This window comes from Saccharopolyspora sp. SCSIO 74807 (assembly GCF_037023755.1).
Taxonomy (GTDB): domain Bacteria; phylum Actinomycetota; class Actinomycetes; order Mycobacteriales; family Pseudonocardiaceae; genus Saccharopolyspora_C; species Saccharopolyspora_C galaxeae.
On the sequence record NZ_CP146100.1, the window covers coordinates 3,479,613 to 3,494,645 of the forward strand.

14 protein-coding genes are annotated in these 15,033 nt (G+C 71.9%); 6 read left to right on the forward strand and 8 right to left on the reverse strand.

What is annotated here, in order from left to right:
* Positions 1-165 precede the first annotated feature (165 nt).
* From V1457_RS16015 to V1457_RS16025, 3 genes are all read left to right on the forward strand, one after another.
* Positions 166-957, forward strand: a complete 792-nt coding sequence (locus tag V1457_RS16015) for an SAM-dependent methyltransferase (protein WP_338595333.1) — start codon at positions 166-168, stop codon at positions 955-957.
* Between the two features lie 148 nt (positions 958-1,105).
* Complete coding sequence (locus V1457_RS16020) at positions 1,106-1,786, forward strand: response regulator transcription factor (protein WP_200071297.1); 681 nt, start codon at positions 1,106-1,108, stop codon at positions 1,784-1,786.
* Positions 1,787-1,836: 50 nt separating this feature from the next.
* On the forward strand, positions 1,837-2,949 hold the full coding sequence (locus tag V1457_RS16025; protein ID WP_233627821.1) for a HAMP domain-containing sensor histidine kinase: 1,113 nt from the start codon (positions 1,837-1,839) through the stop codon (positions 2,947-2,949).
* 83 nt (positions 2,950-3,032) lie between these two features.
* Here V1457_RS16025 and V1457_RS16030 read toward each other — a convergent pair whose 3' ends face one another.
* From V1457_RS16030 to V1457_RS16055, 6 genes are all read right to left on the reverse strand, one after another.
* Positions 3,033-3,623, reverse strand: a complete 591-nt coding sequence (locus V1457_RS16030; RefSeq protein WP_307850135.1) for a Uma2 family endonuclease — start codon at positions 3,621-3,623, stop codon at positions 3,033-3,035.
* A gap of 204 nt (positions 3,624-3,827) precedes the next feature.
* Positions 3,828-5,936 (reverse strand): 3-hydroxyacyl-CoA dehydrogenase NAD-binding domain-containing protein, encoded by a 2,109-nt coding sequence (locus tag V1457_RS16035; protein ID WP_338595334.1) that lies wholly within the window; start codon positions 5,934-5,936, stop codon positions 3,828-3,830.
* Positions 5,933-7,183, reverse strand: coding sequence for a thiolase family protein (locus V1457_RS16040; protein WP_338595335.1), 1,251 nt, complete (start codon positions 7,181-7,183; stop codon positions 5,933-5,935). Before V1457_RS16040 ends, V1457_RS16035 begins: the two co-directional genes overlap by 4 nt.
* A gap of 354 nt (positions 7,184-7,537) precedes the next feature.
* Positions 7,538-8,791, reverse strand: a complete 1,254-nt coding sequence (locus V1457_RS16045; RefSeq protein WP_338605003.1) for a ribonuclease D — start codon at positions 8,789-8,791, stop codon at positions 7,538-7,540.
* Positions 8,792-8,902: 111 nt separating this feature from the next.
* Positions 8,903-9,556: a response regulator transcription factor gene (locus V1457_RS16050; protein ID WP_184484937.1), complete on the reverse strand. Its 654-nt coding sequence runs from the start codon at positions 9,554-9,556 to the stop codon at positions 8,903-8,905.
* Positions 9,557-9,997: 441 nt separating this feature from the next.
* Positions 9,998-10,573 carry a DUF3000 domain-containing protein gene (locus tag V1457_RS16055; RefSeq protein WP_374220954.1) on the reverse strand — a complete coding sequence of 192 codons (576 nt, stop codon included), beginning with the start codon at positions 10,571-10,573 and terminating at the stop codon, positions 9,998-10,000.
* A gap of 256 nt (positions 10,574-10,829) precedes the next feature.
* Here V1457_RS16055 and hemE point away from each other — a divergent pair, with 256 nt between their 5' ends.
* From hemE to hemQ, 3 genes are read left to right on the forward strand one after another with little or no spacing between them, the layout of a single operon-like run.
* Positions 10,830-11,915, forward strand: coding sequence for a uroporphyrinogen decarboxylase (gene hemE / locus V1457_RS16060; RefSeq protein ID WP_338595339.1), 1,086 nt, complete (start codon positions 10,830-10,832; stop codon positions 11,913-11,915).
* Complete coding sequence (gene hemG / locus V1457_RS16065) at positions 11,912-13,321, forward strand: protoporphyrinogen oxidase (RefSeq protein ID WP_200071302.1); 1,410 nt, start codon at positions 11,912-11,914, stop codon at positions 13,319-13,321. The genes hemE and hemG overlap by 4 nt, the downstream gene beginning before the upstream one ends.
* 26 nt (positions 13,322-13,347) lie before the next feature.
* On the forward strand, positions 13,348-14,043 hold the full coding sequence (gene hemQ / locus V1457_RS16070; protein ID WP_338595343.1) for a hydrogen peroxide-dependent heme synthase: 696 nt from the start codon (positions 13,348-13,350) through the stop codon (positions 14,041-14,043).
* Between the two features lie 181 nt (positions 14,044-14,224).
* Here hemQ and msrB read toward each other — a convergent pair whose 3' ends face one another.
* Both msrB and V1457_RS16080 read right to left on the reverse strand, forming a co-directional pair.
* A complete protein-coding gene (msrB, locus tag V1457_RS16075) occupies positions 14,225-14,647 on the reverse strand; it encodes a peptide-methionine (R)-S-oxide reductase MsrB (protein WP_200071304.1) in 423 nt (140 codons plus the stop codon).
* A gap of 43 nt (positions 14,648-14,690) precedes the next feature.
* A complete protein-coding gene (locus V1457_RS16080; RefSeq protein WP_295139221.1) occupies positions 14,691-15,011 on the reverse strand; it encodes a hypothetical protein in 321 nt (106 codons plus the stop codon).
* Positions 15,012-15,033: the final 22 nt, after the last annotated feature.

Below are 15,033 nucleotides of genomic sequence, written 5' to 3' on the forward strand. Positions count from 1 at the left end.
GTTCCCGGACGGCCGCGGCAGCACCGCGACCCGCGGTCCCGCCCAGCACGCGACCCGTCTCCGCGTTGAGGTGGGGACACCACGTCGTTCGTTCGGATGGACGTTGGTTTCCCCGCCTCGGTGCGGCAGCATCGAGCCCAGCGGTCCCACGGTGCGGGAGGCGAGATGGGCGGCGGGCGAACGGATTCCGATGACCGGTCCGGTGCCGACGTCCCGACGTCCGCGCAGGTGTGGAACTACTGGCAGGGCGGTTCGGAACACGGCTCGGCCGGCCGCGAAGCGGGCGAGCGGGGGCGGCTGGCGTTTCCCGGCGTGGTCGACGTGGCCCGCTCCAGCCGGGCGTTCATCACCCGCTCCGTGCGCTTCCTCGTCGGCGAGGCCGGTGTCGACCAGGTGCTGGACGTCGGCCCCGGCCTGCCGACGGCGAACCCGACGCACGAGATCGCCGAACGGATCAGCCGGCACGCCCGGGTCGGCTACGTCGACGTCGACCCGCAGGTCCGGCAGCGCTACCAGGAGCTGCTCGGCGAGCAGCCGCGGCACGCCGTCCTCGACGCCGACATGTGCGATCCGCGGTCGACCCTGCTTCGCGTCGCGGAGTCCTTCGATCTGAACCGCCCGGTCGGGCTCATGCTGATGGGCGTGCTCGGGCACGCGGGCGACGATGAACAAGTGCTGCGGGTGGTGCACGGCCTGGTCGGCGGCCTCGCCTCCGGCAGCTACCTCGCCGTTCACGAGACGCTCGACACCGACCCCGAGGCAGCGCGAGCGGCCGCGGAGTACGCCGCGACCGGTGCGCCGCAGTACCTCCTGCGCAGTCCGGAGGTGGTGGCGGACTACTTCCGCGGCCTGGACCTCGTCGATCCCGGGCTGGTGCCCTGCCACCAGTGGCGACCCGACGGCGCGGAGCCCGCTGCGGAGCACTTCTCCCGCTGCGCCGTGGGCCGCAAACCGTAGATCCCGTCTGTTGCGCGGTCTGCGTCCACACCCGCGTGTCCTGGCCCGACCCGCGAACCTGCTCCGCGGCGATACGCGAATCCGGAGTGTCCGCCGAGCGCCCGCCGGGCGCTGATCCGGACCGGCACGGCTGTGGCACGGTGAACAGGTGCGAATCCTTGTCGTGGAGGACGAGCAGCCGCTGGCGGACGCCGTCGCTCGCGGGCTGCGCCGGGAGGGCATGGCCGTGGACGTCGCCTACGACGGCGCCGACGGCCAGGAGAAGGCCGCGATCACCCGCTACGACGTGATCGTGCTGGACCGGGACCTGCCGGTGCTGTCCGGGGACCAGTTGTGCCGCGAGGTGGTGGCTTCCGGCGAGCTGACCCGCGTGCTCATGCTGACGGCCAGCGCCGCGGTGCAGGACCGGGTGGACGGGCTGTCGCTCGGTGCCGACGACTACTTGGCCAAACCGTTCGCGTTCCCGGAGTTGACCGCGCGGGTGCGCGCGCTGGGCAGGCGGGCCACACCGGCCGTCCCGCCGCTGCTGACCGCACGGGAGCTGTCGCTGGACCCGGCGCGGCGGGTGGTCTCCCGCGACGGCGCCGAGGTCGACCTGACGCGCAAGGAGTTCGGGGTCCTGGAAGTGCTGCTCGCTGCGGGCGGCGCCGTGGTCAGTTCCGAGGAGCTGCTGGAGCGGGTGTGGGACGAGAACGCCGACCCGTTCACCACCACGGTGCGGGTCACGGTGATGACGTTGCGCAAGAAGCTCGGCGAGCCCGGCGTGATCGAAACCGTCGTCGGCTCCGGCTACCAGGTGCCCACGGCGGCCCGCACCGAGTACGAGTGAGCGCCGGGCAACGAGTGAGCGCCGGGCAACGAGTGAGCGCCGGGCGCCCGCTGATCCGCCGCGGTCCCGGCCTGCGGGTGCGGTTGACGCTGCTGGCGACCGGGCTGGTCGCCGCGGTGAGCGGATTGCTGCTGTGGCTGGGATGGATGCTGGCGGGCAACGTCGTCGCCGCGGTTCCGCGCTTGCCACCGGGCAGCCGGGTGCGGGTGGCCGGGGCGGAGGTGCCCGCGGAGAACCTGGGCGCCGCGTTGCGCAGCGCCGCACGGGATCAGGTGCTGACCATCGGCGGGATCGCGTTCGTCGCGGTGGTCGCGGCGGCCGCGGTGCTGGCGTGGACCGTCACCGGACGCGTGCTGCGGCCGTTGCAAGAGGTCACCGGCTCGGCGCGGCGGCTGTCCGCGGAGTCGCTGGACGAGCGGATCGAGCTGACCGGTCCGCGCGACGAGGTGGCCGAGCTGGCGGACACCTTCGACGCGATGCTGGACCGGTTGCAGGCCGCGTTCGATTCGCAGCGGCGGTTCGTCGCCAACGCCAGCCACGAGCTGCGCACTCCGCTGTCGGTGCTGCGCACCGAGCTGGACGTGACGCTGTCCGACCCGGACGCGGACGCCGCGGAGCTGCGCCGGATGGCGACCGTGGTGCGCGAGGCCACCACCCGCGCGGAACGCTTGGTCGAGGCGCTGCTGCTGCTCGCCCGCACGGAGGGGGCCGAGCTCGCCACCCGCGAGCCGGTGGACTTGGACGAGGTGGTCACCCGCGCCTGGAACGGCGTGCGCGACGAGGCAGCGGCCCGCTCGCTGCAGCTGACCCGCACGGCCGGGCGGTCGCTGGTGCAGGGTGATCCGGCACTGCTGGAGCGGGTGGCGGGCAACCTGCTGGAGAACGCGGTGCGGCACAACGTCGACGGCGGCTGGGTCGAGGTCAGCACCGGGGAGGGAACGCTCCGGGTCGCTTCCTCCGGGCCGGTGATCGACGCGGATCAGGTCGACGCCCTGTTCGATCCGTTCCGCCGCGCCGGAATTCAGCGAACCGCCCGCACCGGGGCCGGGCTCGGCCTGTCCATCGTCCGAGCCGCCGTCACCGCCCACGAAGGTCACCTGCACGCCAGTCCTGTCAACACCGGCGGCCTCGCCATCACCGTCTCCTTTCCACCTCGCCAGTAGGCGAAAAGGTGGTGCGGGCCGAACTACGCTGACGGACATGAGCGCTTCTGAGGCCTGAACGGCGCCGGTGTTGATCGGGAGAGCTACCGCCGCGGATACCGCAAATGCGCGAGGTCGAGCTCGACGGGTACCGGACCAGCCGTCATCGTCTGGGGACCGTCGCCGAGCTTGATGTGGTCCTCCAGCTCGTAGCGACGCCCGATCAATCGGTAGGTGACCAGCTCGGTCGGCCCGATCTCGTCCTGGGCGATGCTCCAGAAGAACGGGATCTTCTTGCGCTCGCAGCCGTCGAACTTGCCACGTTGCTCGATGGACGTGTTGCCGGGGGACCAGATCTCGCCAACGAGCAGCACATCCGAGGCGGCGAACTTCGTGCCGATCGGCGCTACGCCGAGCACCGCGAAGTCCGGGTTGATGGCGGTGCGGTAGGGCGTGCTGACTTCCACTCCGATGCCGCTCAGCGCGGTCAGGTCCGATCTCTCCGCGGCAGCGATCGCCGCATCGAACGCGTTGAGGATGCGCTTTTCCGCGAACTGGTGCTGCCCGGTGGGGGCGGGTGTCACGAGCCAGTAGCCCTCGATCAGTTCCAGGCGCGAACCGTCTTCGCGAGGGGGCAGCACACGCCAGTCCTCGACCGTGAAAGGTCCGAGTTCGTGCTGCACCAGCGCGACCACTGGTCATCACCTCGTTTCGTCCGGGACGCGGCCATCGTGACAGTCCAAGCTTAGGCACGAACGAGTCCGATGCCTACATCACGGACGGTGAAATGGCTCGTCGTGGGCCGATGAAGAAGTCACGAGATCGTGTTCGGAGATCCACTTCCGGACGACGAAGGGCCGGGGCGAACGGATCGCCCCGGCCCCGCGTGGTCCCGCTGATCAGGCGGTCGGCACCGAGGCCACGCCCCGCGGCAGGAACCGCTTGCCGTTGACCTGCTCGGCGTGCCCAGCGCGGTCCAGGTACGGCGTGATGCCGCCCAGCCAGAACGGCCAGCCCGCGCCGAGGATCATGCACAGGTCGAGGTCGTGCGGCTCGGCGACGACCTCCTCGTCGAGCATCAGCTGCGCTTCCTCGGCCAGCGCCCGCAGCGCCCGCTCCCGCACCTGCTCCTCGGTGGACGGGTTCGAGCCCTGCACCCACAGCTCGGCGACCTCGGGGTCGAGAACCTGGTTGCCCGCTTCGTCGGACTGCCACACGGCGGTCTTGCCCGCCTTGACGAACCGGTCCAGGTTGTCGCTGAGCCCGAAGCGGTCCGGGTAGGCGGCGTGCATCGTCTCGTTGACGTGCTGCGCCACCGCCGGGCCGACCAGTTGCAGCAGCACCAGCGGGCTCATCGGCAGCCCCAGCGGGGTCAGCGCGCGATCGGCCACGTCGAACGGGGTGCCTTCGTCGACCGTCGCGATGATCTCGCCCATGAACCGCGTCAGCAGCCGGTTCACCACGAACGCCGGGGCGTCGGAGACCAGCACGCTGGACTTCTTCAGCTGCTTGCTCACCGAGAACGCGGTGGCCAGCGCGCCGTCATCGGTCTTGGCGCCGCGCACGACCTCCAGCAGCGGCAGCACCGCGACCGGGTTGAAGAAGTGGAAGCCCACGACCCGCTCGGGGTTGTTCAGCTGCGCGGCCATCTCGCTGATCGACAGCGAGGAGGTGTTGGTGGCCAGGATCGCCTCGGGGGAGACGTGCTGCTCCAGCTCGCCGAACACCTTCTGCTTGACCGACATCTCCTCGAAGACCGCTTCGATGACGAAGTCGGCGTCGGCGAACGCCGCCTTGTCCAGCGAGCCGGTGACCAGCGCCTTGAGCCGGTTGGTCGCGTCCGGCGACAACCGCCCCTTGCCCGCCAGCTTGTCGATCTCGCCGTGGATGTAGGCCACGCCCTTGTCGATGCGCCCCTGGTCCACGTCGGTGATCACCACCGGCACCTGCAGCCGCCGCACGAACAGCAGCGCGAGCTGCCCGGCCATCAGTCCGGCGCCGACCACGCCGACCTTGTTGACCTCGCGGGCCAGCGACTTGTCCGGGGCCCCGGCCGGTTTCTTGGCGCGCTTCTGGGTCAGGTCGAACGAGTATAGCCCGGCGCGCAGCTCGTCCGACATCAGCGCGTCGGCCAGCGCCTCGGTCTCGGCGGCGTAGCCGGCGTCGAGGTCGTTGCCGCGGGCCAGCTCGATCAGCTCGACGGCCCTGGTCACCGCGGGCGAGGCGCCCTGGGTGCGGGCCTGCACGATCCCCTTGGCGCGCTCGACCGCGTCATCCCACGCCTGGCCGCGGTCGACCTCCGGACGCTGGACGGTCTGCTCGCCGTTCGCGACGCGCGCCGCCCAGCGCACCGACTCCTCCAGGAAGTCGGCGCTGCCCAGCAGCTCGTCGAAGATGCCCAGGCCGGTGGCCTTCTTCGCGTCGAGCATCTTGTTCTGGTTCAGCGAGTTCTCGATGATCACGCTGACCGCGGAGTCGGCGCCGATCAGGTTCGGCAGCAGCTGCGTGCCGCCCCAGCCGGGGAACAACCCGAGGAAGCACTCCGGGAACGCGACCGCCGAGACGCCCTCGGACACGGTCCGGTAGTGGCAGGACAGCGCGAGTTCCAGCCCGCCGCCCAGCGTCGCCCCGTTGACGAACGCGAAGGTCGGGATCGTCGACTCGGTCAGCCGCCGGAACACGTCGTGCCCGGTTTTGGCCACCTGGTGCGCGTGCTCGCGCTGGGAGATCTGCCCGATCCCGGACAGGTCCGCGCCCACGGCGAACACGAACGGCTTGCCGGTGACCGCGATCGCGGCGGGCTCGGCGGCGAACGCCTCGTCCAGCGCGGTGTTCAGCGAAGTCAGCCCGCCAGGGCCGAACGTGGACGGCTTGGTGTGGTCGTGGCCGTTGTCGATGGTGATCAGCGCTAGTTTGCCGCGCAGCCCCGGCACGTCCAGCAGCCGCGTGCGGGCCTCGGTGACGACCTCGTCCGGGAACAGCGCTGCGAAGTCGGTCTGCGTGCTCACTCCGCGCCCCCTGCGGTGTCGAAGTTCGGGTTCTCCCAGATGACCGTGCCGCCCATGCCGAAACCGATGCACATGGTGGTCAGGCCGTAGCGCACCTCGGGGTGCTCGGCGAAGTGCCGGGACAGCTGCGTCATCAGCCGCACCCCGGAGGAGGCCAGCGGGTGGCCGCAGGCGATCGCCCCGCCCCACGGGTTCACCCGCGCGTCGTCGTCGGCGATGCCGAAGTGCTCCAGGAACGCCAGCACCTGCACCGCGAACGCCTCGTTGATCTCGAACAGGCCGATGTCGTCGATGCTCAGGCCCGCGCGCTGCAGCGCCTTCTCGGTGGCGGGCACCGGCCCGACGCCCATCACCTCGGGCTCGACCCCGGCGAAGGAGTAGCCGACCAGCTTCATCCCGATCGGCAGGCCCAGCGCGCGGGCGGTGTCGCCGTCGGCGACCAGGCAGCCGGTGGCGCCGTCGTTGAGGCCGGCGGCGTTGCCCGGGGTGACTCGGCCGTGCGGGCGGAACGGCGTCTTCAGCCCGGACAGCGAATCCGCGGTGGTGCCCGGCCGTGGCGGCTCGTCCGCGGCGGCCAGGCCCCAGCCCTGCTCGGCGGAGCGGGTGGAGACCGGCACCAGGTCGGCGGAGATCTTGCCCGCCAGCGCGGCCTGCTCGTAGCGCTGCTGGCTCAGCGCCGCGTAAGCGTCGGTGCGCTCCTTGGTCAGGCTGGGGTAGCGGTCGTGCACGTTCTCCGCGGTGGAGCCCATGACCAGCGCGGACGGGTCCACGATGTTGTCCGCGACGTAGCGCGGGTTCGGGTCCACGCCCTCGCCCATCGGGTGGTTGCCCATGTGCTCGACGCCGCCCGCGATGGCCACGTCGTAGGCGCCGAACCCGATGCCGCCCGCGACGCTGGTCACCGCGGTCATCGCCCCGGCGCACATCCGGTCGATGGCGAAGCCGGGCACCGACTGCGGCAACCCGGCCAGCAGCGAGGCGCTGCGGCCGATGGTCAGCCCCTGGTCGCCGATCTGGGTGGTCGCGGCGATCGCGACCTCGTCGATGCGTTCCGGCGGCAGCTCGGGGTGCCGCCGCAGCAGCTCGCGGATGACCTTGACGACCATGTCGTCGGCGCGGGTTTCGGCGTAGTAGCCCTTCTTGCCTGCCTTGCCGAACGGCGTGCGGACGCCGTCGACGAAGACCACGTCCCGTACGGCACGTGCTGCGCTGCGCGAGTCGGCTGGCGCCGACGCGGGTGCGGCCACGGCGTGCTCCTCACTGTTCACTGTGGACTGTCTGGCTCGTTGCCCGGCTTCGCTCGTGGTCGCGGGCGGCGATCGCCGGAACCCGCGGGCCGCTACTGGCCGGTAACTGCACCCTAGCGCCCATTACCCGCCGGTAACCACCGGGCTCGTGCACCGCTTCGAGCCGGAAGCTGTCTGGTCGGTCACATGCGGTGACATCGTGCCTGCGCTGCACGGGAAGACGTGGTCAGCACGCAGCGCGGCCATCGGCGCGGGCCGCCGTCGAATTCGCGCCCGGCCGAGAATCGAACCACTACCGCCAGGTGTGCTCGACCGGTGCCGAGCACCTGTGGAACTCGTACACGCGCAACGCGCTCATTGATCGGCGCCCGCCTGCAGCGCGGTGCTCAGGGCCGCCGCGGTCAGGTCGAGTTGCCATTCGCGGGCGCCGCGTTCGCGCAGGTGCGCCGCCACGGATTCGGTGTCGAGCTGCTTCGGCGGGGTCCAGCACATCCGCCGCAGCAGATCGGGCAGCAGCAGGTTCTCCGCAGGCAAGCCGTTCGCCTCGGCGATCTCCGAGATCGCCGAGCGCGCCGCGGACAGCCGCGCGGCGGCGGCCGGGTCGCGGTCCGCCCAGCGGTTCGGTGCCGGCGGGCCGTCCTGCGGCGGGGACGCGACCGGCAGCTCCGCGCCGGTGAGTTCGCGGGCCGAGCGCAGCGCGCCCAGCCAGGTCGATGCCCGGCGCCGTTGCTGCTTGCCGCCGTAAACCGGCAGCGCGGTCAGCTCCTCCGCGGTCTTCGGGTCGGCCTGCGCCGCCTGCACCACCGCGGAGTCCGGCAGGATCCGGCCGGGTGCGATGTCGCGCTCGGCCGCGATGCGGTCCCGGGCCTCCCACAGCGCACGAACGGCGGCGAGTTGGCGGGGATTGCGCAGCCGGTGGATCCCGGAGGTGCGCCGCCACGGCTCGGGGCGCGCACGGGGTGGTTCCGCGGTGCGAACCGCGTCGAACTCCTGCCAGGCCCAGTCCAGCTTTCCCTGGCGTTCCAGTTCGGCGCGCATCGCCTCGCGCAACGCGATCAGCAGTTCCACGTCCAGCGCCGCGTAGACCAGCCATTCCTGCGGCAGCGGCCGACGCGACCAGTCCGCGGCGCTGTGGCCCTTCTCCAGCCGGAAACCGAGCATCCGCTCGACGAGAGCGCCCAGCGACACCCGCTCGAACCCGGCCAGCCGACCGGCGAGTTCGGTGTCGAACAACCGCTCCGGCCGCAGGTCCAGCTCGGCCAGGCACGGCAGGTCCTGCGAAGCGGCGTGCAGCACCCACTCGGTGCCCGCCAGGGCCGCAGCCAGCGGCCCCAGGGCACCGTTCAGCGCGACCGGATCCACCAGTACGGTTCCCGCCCCTTCCCGGCGCAGTTGCACCAGGTAGGCGCGTTGCGAGTACCGGTAGCCGGACGCGCGTTCGGTGTCCACCGCGACCGGACCGGACCCCGCGGCCAGTGCGGCCGCGGCGGTCTCCAGCGCTGCCGGTGATTCCACTACCGGCGGGACGCCGTCAGCGGGCTCGGTGAGCAGCGCGGGCTCGGGGCGGTCGGGTTCGACGGACTCGGGACAAGCAGCTTCCACGGCTATCAGACCTTACGTGTTGCGGTCCGCCCGCGGGAGCGACCAGCCCGAGGCCCGCCGTGCCCGACCGGACCCGACGATCGCGGTGGGACTTCGGATCACTCGATGATCAACCGGTCATCTGATCACCCCGGCCCGCATGGCCAGGGCGACCATCTGCGCTCGGTCTCCGGTGCCCAACTTGCGGCCGATCCGCGACAGGTGGCTCTTCACCGTGAGCGCGGAGAGGTTGAGCGCCTCGCCGATCTCCTTGTTGGATCGGCCATCGGCCACCAGTTGCAGCACCTCGACCTCACGCCCGGAAAGTTCCCGTGGCGTGTTGTCGGTTCCCGGGACCCGGGTGCCCGCTGCGAGCACCGGAGCCACGCTGGGGTCGGCATACACACCGCCGTCCAGAACGCGGCGCACCCCGTCGGTGACGACCATCGGCGAGGCCGACTTCAGCAGGTACGCCTGAGCGCCTGCCTGGAAGGCGGCCCGGACCGCATAGGGGTCGTCGGACGAAGCGAGCACCACGATCCGCGGCCAGCCCTGGGTACGGAGTTCCGTGACCAGGTCGATGCCGGTCCCGTCGGGGAGTCCGAGATCGAGTATCGCGAGGTCGCACGGACCGGTCGCCAGGGCGCGAGCCCTGGCCTCGGCCATCGAAGCGGCCTCGTGCACCGTGCCGGCGCCCATCTGCAGCAGCCGGGCGGCGATGGCCTCCCGGAGCAGCGGATGGTCATCCACCACGAGCACCGTGAACAGCTCTTCCCGCGGGTGCGGGACCATGTTGGCCGGCAACGCGCCGGCGGGCGTGGTTCGAGCGGCCTGACCTAAGCCGACGGCAGCCACGTCACTACCTCCCTGGAGTCGGTCGTGCCCCCCGACCGGCACCGGGACTCTCGACCAATCAGCCGCGCCACTGATCGACCGAAAGTGGTGTCGTCGGGGGCAGCGTAACCGCCCAAGCGGGTCAGCGGGACGATCAATCGGGTATGTATCCCGATCGAGTTGTCACAGCGGTCCGTTTTTGTCACTCGATCGGGTGGGTGCGGGGGATTTCCGTAACGCCGGAACGTGGTTGAACGACACACCTAGTTTGCACATCGCAAAAACGTTGCCGAAGCAACCAGCTGCGGGATTTTCGGGGTCCTCGTGAGGGGAATCCCGACGCTTCGCGCGCGGCGCCCGGCCGTGCGCGCGTGGCCGCTCGGCGCCGACCGTTCCGGATCAACGCGGCGCAGCGCCACCGGCTCGCTGGTTGAGCAGCGAGACGCCCTCGGGAGGCAGGCCCGCGGCACTCGCCAGCAACTCCTGGAAGGCGATGGCGTGCGCGCCGAGGTCCTCCCCGCCCGGCGTCCACGAACCGCGCAGCTCCAGATCGTGACTGCGCGGCGGGCCCGCGATGTCGCCGAACCGCGCCGAAGAGGTCAGCGTCACCGTGCCGCCCAGCCGGTCCGCCGCCGCGCCCGCCTCGTGCAGGGCGTCGGTCAACCAGGACCAGCCGACGCCGGGAAGCAGCGGATCGGCGGCCAGCTCCGGATCGAGCTCGGCCCGCAGGTACACCACCAGCCGCAGCACGCCGTTCCAGGAGTCCGGCTCGTCCGGGTCGTGCAGCAGCACCAGCCGGGCGGTCGCGAGTTCGTCGGCGGGTCCGTTCGCCTCCGCCGCGACCGCGTAGGCCCACGGCGCGAGCCGCTTCGGGGGACGCACCTCGCTGACCGCCACCCCCGTGCGCTCAGCGGGTGCGGCCAGTGCGGCAACTGCCTGCCGGAACGTCTCGGGCACCGCCGCCATCTCCGTCACGGGTCGGGACCGTAGTCGGCCCGCTCGGCGGGGTGTAGGAGCCACGCCGGGCACCCGCACGCCGAAGCTGATCTTGCCCGCGCGTCCGGGCGGAAGGGCGTCTGCGAAGATGTCCGGTACGGCGCACCGCACCCCGCGCGGCCGGCGGAGTTCGGCGAGCGGAAAGTCGAGCAAGCCCGCTGTCGAACCGGGGGAACCGCCCGGGCCGTCGCGACGGTCGAGCGCCGCGACTCCATTCATCGAGTACGGACGCGCCATGACTCAACCCGCACCGGTCTCGGCTCGCCGGGACCTCACCGACGCACCGCTGCTGGTCGCCGCGCGCGGCGGCACCCCCCGGCACACCCCGGTCTGGTTCATGCGCCAGGCAGGGCGGTCGCTGCCGGAATACCGGAAGGTGCGCGAAGGCACCCCGATGTTGCAGGCGTGCCTGACCCCGGACCTGGTCAGCGAGATCACCGCGCAGCCGGTGCGCAGGCACGGCGTGGACGCGGCGATCCTGTTCAGCGACATCGTGCTGCCGCTGTACGCGGCCGGTGTCGGGCTGGACATCGTCGCGGGCACCGGCCCGGTGGTGGCCGAGCCGGTGCGCGATCCCGCATCGGTCGCGGCACTGCCCGAGCTGGATCCCGAGCAGGTCGCGCCGGTCGGCGAGGCCGTGCGGCGGCTGCTGGGCGAACTCGGGGACACGCCGCTGATCGGTTTCGCCGGTGCGCCGTTCACGTTGGCCTCGTACCTGGTCGAAGGCGGTCCGAGCCGCAACCACGAGCGCACCAAGGCGCTGATGCACTCCGACCCGCGCACCTGGCACGCGCTGCTGGAGAAGCTGGCCGAGACGACGCTGACCTTCCTGCGCGTGCAGCTGGCGGCCGGAGTGGACGCGGTGCAGCTGTTCGACTCCTGGGCGGGCGCGCTGTCGCTGCGGGACTACCGCGAGTTCGTGCTGCCGCACAGCCGCCGGATCTTCGAGGGCGTCGCGGAATCCGCCCCGGACGTCTCCAAGATCCACTTCGGGGTGGGCACCGGTGAGCTGCTCGGCGCGATGCGTTCGGCGGGTGCCGACGTGGTCGGCGTCGACTGGCGGGTGCCGTTGGACACCGCGGCGCAGCGGTTGCGCGAGGCCGCTCCCGGGACCGATCCGGTGGTGCAGGGCAATCTCGACCCGGCGGTGCTGTTCGCCGGGGACGAGGCCGTCGAGCGGGAAGTGCGCCGGATTCTCGCGGACGGCCGCGCCGCGGGCGGGCACGTGTTCAACCTCGGGCACGGCGTGCTGCCCACCACGGACCCGGACGTGCTGACCCGGATCGTGCGGCAGGTGCACGCCGAGAGCGCCCGGTCGTGACAGGACCGCGGATCGCGGTGGTAGGTGGCGGCGTCAGCGGCCTGGCCGCCGCGCACCGGCTGCGGACCGCGCTGCCCGATGCGGAGATCGTGCTGCTGGAGCAGACCGACCGGCTGGGCGGGAAGCTGCGCACCGCGAAGCTGGCAGGCCGCGAGTTCGATCTCGGCGCGGAGGCTTTCCTGGCCCGGCGCCCGGAAGTGCTGCGGTTGGCCGAGGAACTCGGAATCCCGGGCGAAGTCGTGCACCCCGGCGGTGCTTCCGCGCGGGTGCGCGCCGGCGGGCGCATCCATCCGCTGCCTGCGGGTGGCGTGATGGGGGTGCCGTCGGATCCGGAGGCGGTGCGCGAGGTGCTGTCCGAGGACGGAATGGCCGCGTTGCGCGGCGAGGCGCAGCTGCCTCCGCTGGACCTGCGCGGCGCGGACGTCTCGGTCGGCGCACTGCTGCGGGAACGCGTCGGCGGCGAGGTCGTGGACCGGCTGGTGGAGCCGCTACTCGGCGGGGTCTACGCGGGCAGCGCGGACGGGCTCGGGCTGCGCGCGACGGTCCCGGCGCTGGCCGCCGCGCTGGACGCGGGCGCCGAATCGATCACCGCGGCCGCCGCGGCCGCGCTGCCGCCGCCGACCTCCGGACCGAAACCACCGGTGTTCGGCGCCTTCCGGGCCGGATACGGCGAACTCGTGCAGCGCTTGGCGGAGTCCTCGCAGGCGCGCGTGCGGCTCGGACAACCGGTCCGGGCGCTGCGCCGCGGCGGTCCCGGATGGCTCCTGGAGATCGGCCCCGCGCCGGATCCCGAGGTGCTGGACGCGGACGCGGTGGTGCTCGCGGTGCCCGCCCCCGCCGCCCGGCGGTTGCTCGCCGAGGAGGTCCCGGCCGCGGCCGAACTGCTCTCCGAGGTCGAACTGGCGTCGATGGCGGTGCTCGGCCTGGCGTTGCCCGCGGACACCGAGCTGCCGGACGCGTCCGGCACGCTCATCGCGCGCGGCGAGACGCACGCCGACGGCACGCCGTTCACCGCGAAGGCGTTCACCTTCTCCAGCCGCAAGTGGCCGCACCTGGCAGGCAGCCGCGGTGAGCTGCTGGTGCGCGGTTCCGTCGGCCGATCCGGGCAGGACGAGCTGCTGCGGCTCACCGACGCCGAGATGGTCCGCCGGGTCGTCGCCGATCTGCGCGAGATCAGCGGGCTCGCGGTCGAACCCGTGGACTCCGCGGTCGTGCGCTGGGGCGGCGGTTTGCCGCAGTACGCGGTGGGCCACCTGGACACCGTCACCGAGCTGGAACGAGCGGTGGCCGGTGCGGGCGGTTTGGCGCTGGCCGGTGCTGTGCTGCATGGAGTGGGCGTGCCCGCGTGCGTGGCCACCGGTGAAGCGGCCGCGAGTGCCATAGCAGAACACCTCGTGGCCGCCTGACTGCCCAGAAGTGGGACCATGGCCGCATGGCGCGGCTGAACTACTCCGAACTCAACGAAACTCTCCGCTACACCATGTGGTCGGTTTTCCAGGTCGAGCCGGGCGCGTTGCCCGAGGACCGGGAGAAGGCCGCGGTGGCCACCCGCGAGTACCTCGACGGTCTCGCCGAATCCGGCGTCGTGGTGCGCGGCGTCTACGACCTCGCCGGGTTGCGCGCGGACGCCGACTTCATGATCTGGTGGCACGCCGAGCAGATCGAGCCCCTGCAGGCCGCCTACGCCGGTTTCCGCCGCGGCACCACGCTCGGCGAGGCTTCCGAGGCGGTGTGGAGCAACGCGGCGCTGCACCGGCCCGCGGAGTTCAACAAGAGCCACGTGCCGGACTTCCTGGTCAACAACGAACCGGGCGACTACCTCTGCGTCTACCCGTTCGTGCGCTCGTACGACTGGTACCTGCTGCCGGACGACGAGCGCCGCACGATGCTCAAGGACCACGGCATGGCGGCCCGCGATTTCCCGGACGTGCGGGCGAACACGGTGTCCTCGTTCGGGCTCGGCGACTACGAGTGGATCCTCGCCTTCGAGGCCCCGGAGCTGCACCGGATCGTCGACCTGATGTGGAAGATGCGCTACACCGAGGCGCGGCGGCACGTGCGCGAGGAGACGCCGTTCTTCACCGGCAAGCGCGTGGACGTGGCGGACCTGCTCGAGCGGCTGCCCTGACGCTCAGCGGTTTCCGGACCGGTGGACTGCCGACGAGCACGACGCGCCAACCGGCCGCGGCCGCGCGGCCATTTCGCGCGGCCGCACCGGCGGTTCGGAGATCACCCCGCGCCTAGCTGAGGCTCACGCCGCCCGCTTGTTCCTGACGAGCTGGTGCGCCCGCTGGGAGGGCCTTGGTCGGTCACTGCGCGGGCACCAGGCGCAGTGCGATGGAGTTCATGCAGTAGCGCTGGTCGGTGGGGGTGTCGTAGCCCTCGCCGGTGAAGACGTGGCCGAGGTGGCTCAAGCAGGTCGCGCACAGCACCTCGGTGCGGACCATGCCCATCGAGCGGTCCTCGCGCAGGATCACCGCGTCGGTGTCCCGCGGGTCGTAGAACGACGGCCAGCCGCAGTGCGAGGCGAACTTCGTCTCGCTGCGGAACAGTTCCGCGCCGCACGCCCGGCACTCGTAGACACCGGTGGTGTCGGTGTCGACGTACTCGCCGCTGAACGGCGCCTCGGTCGCCGCCTGGCGCAGCACGGCGTACTCGTTCGGACTGAGCTGTTGCTGCCATTCCTGCTCGGACTTGGAGACCTTCGGAGTGGCGCCCGCGACCGGATCCATGCCTCCACGCTAACCCTTCCGGTGATCGACTGCCCGTGCCCGGTCAACCGGCCAGCGCTTCGGCGACCAGCCGCAGCGCGGTCCACACCAGCATCAGCGCCGACGGGCCGACGACCAGCAGCACGATCAGGGCCACCACGAGTCGCCGGTGGCCCCCGGCGCGGTTCGCCCCGTCCGCGAAGTCGCCGACGCCGCGCAGCATCCCCTCGACGGTGGCGGGCGAGTTCGGGTGCTCGATCTTGTCCAGGTGTTCGGCGAACCGCCGCACCTCCGGATCCTGCGGGTCCAAGCCGACGAGGTCGTCGGCGAACCTTCCCTGCGGGCCGCGCGCCTCTGGATCGTCGGCCCCGTGTCCCGGCGGCATCGGCCCACGTTAACGCTCCGGC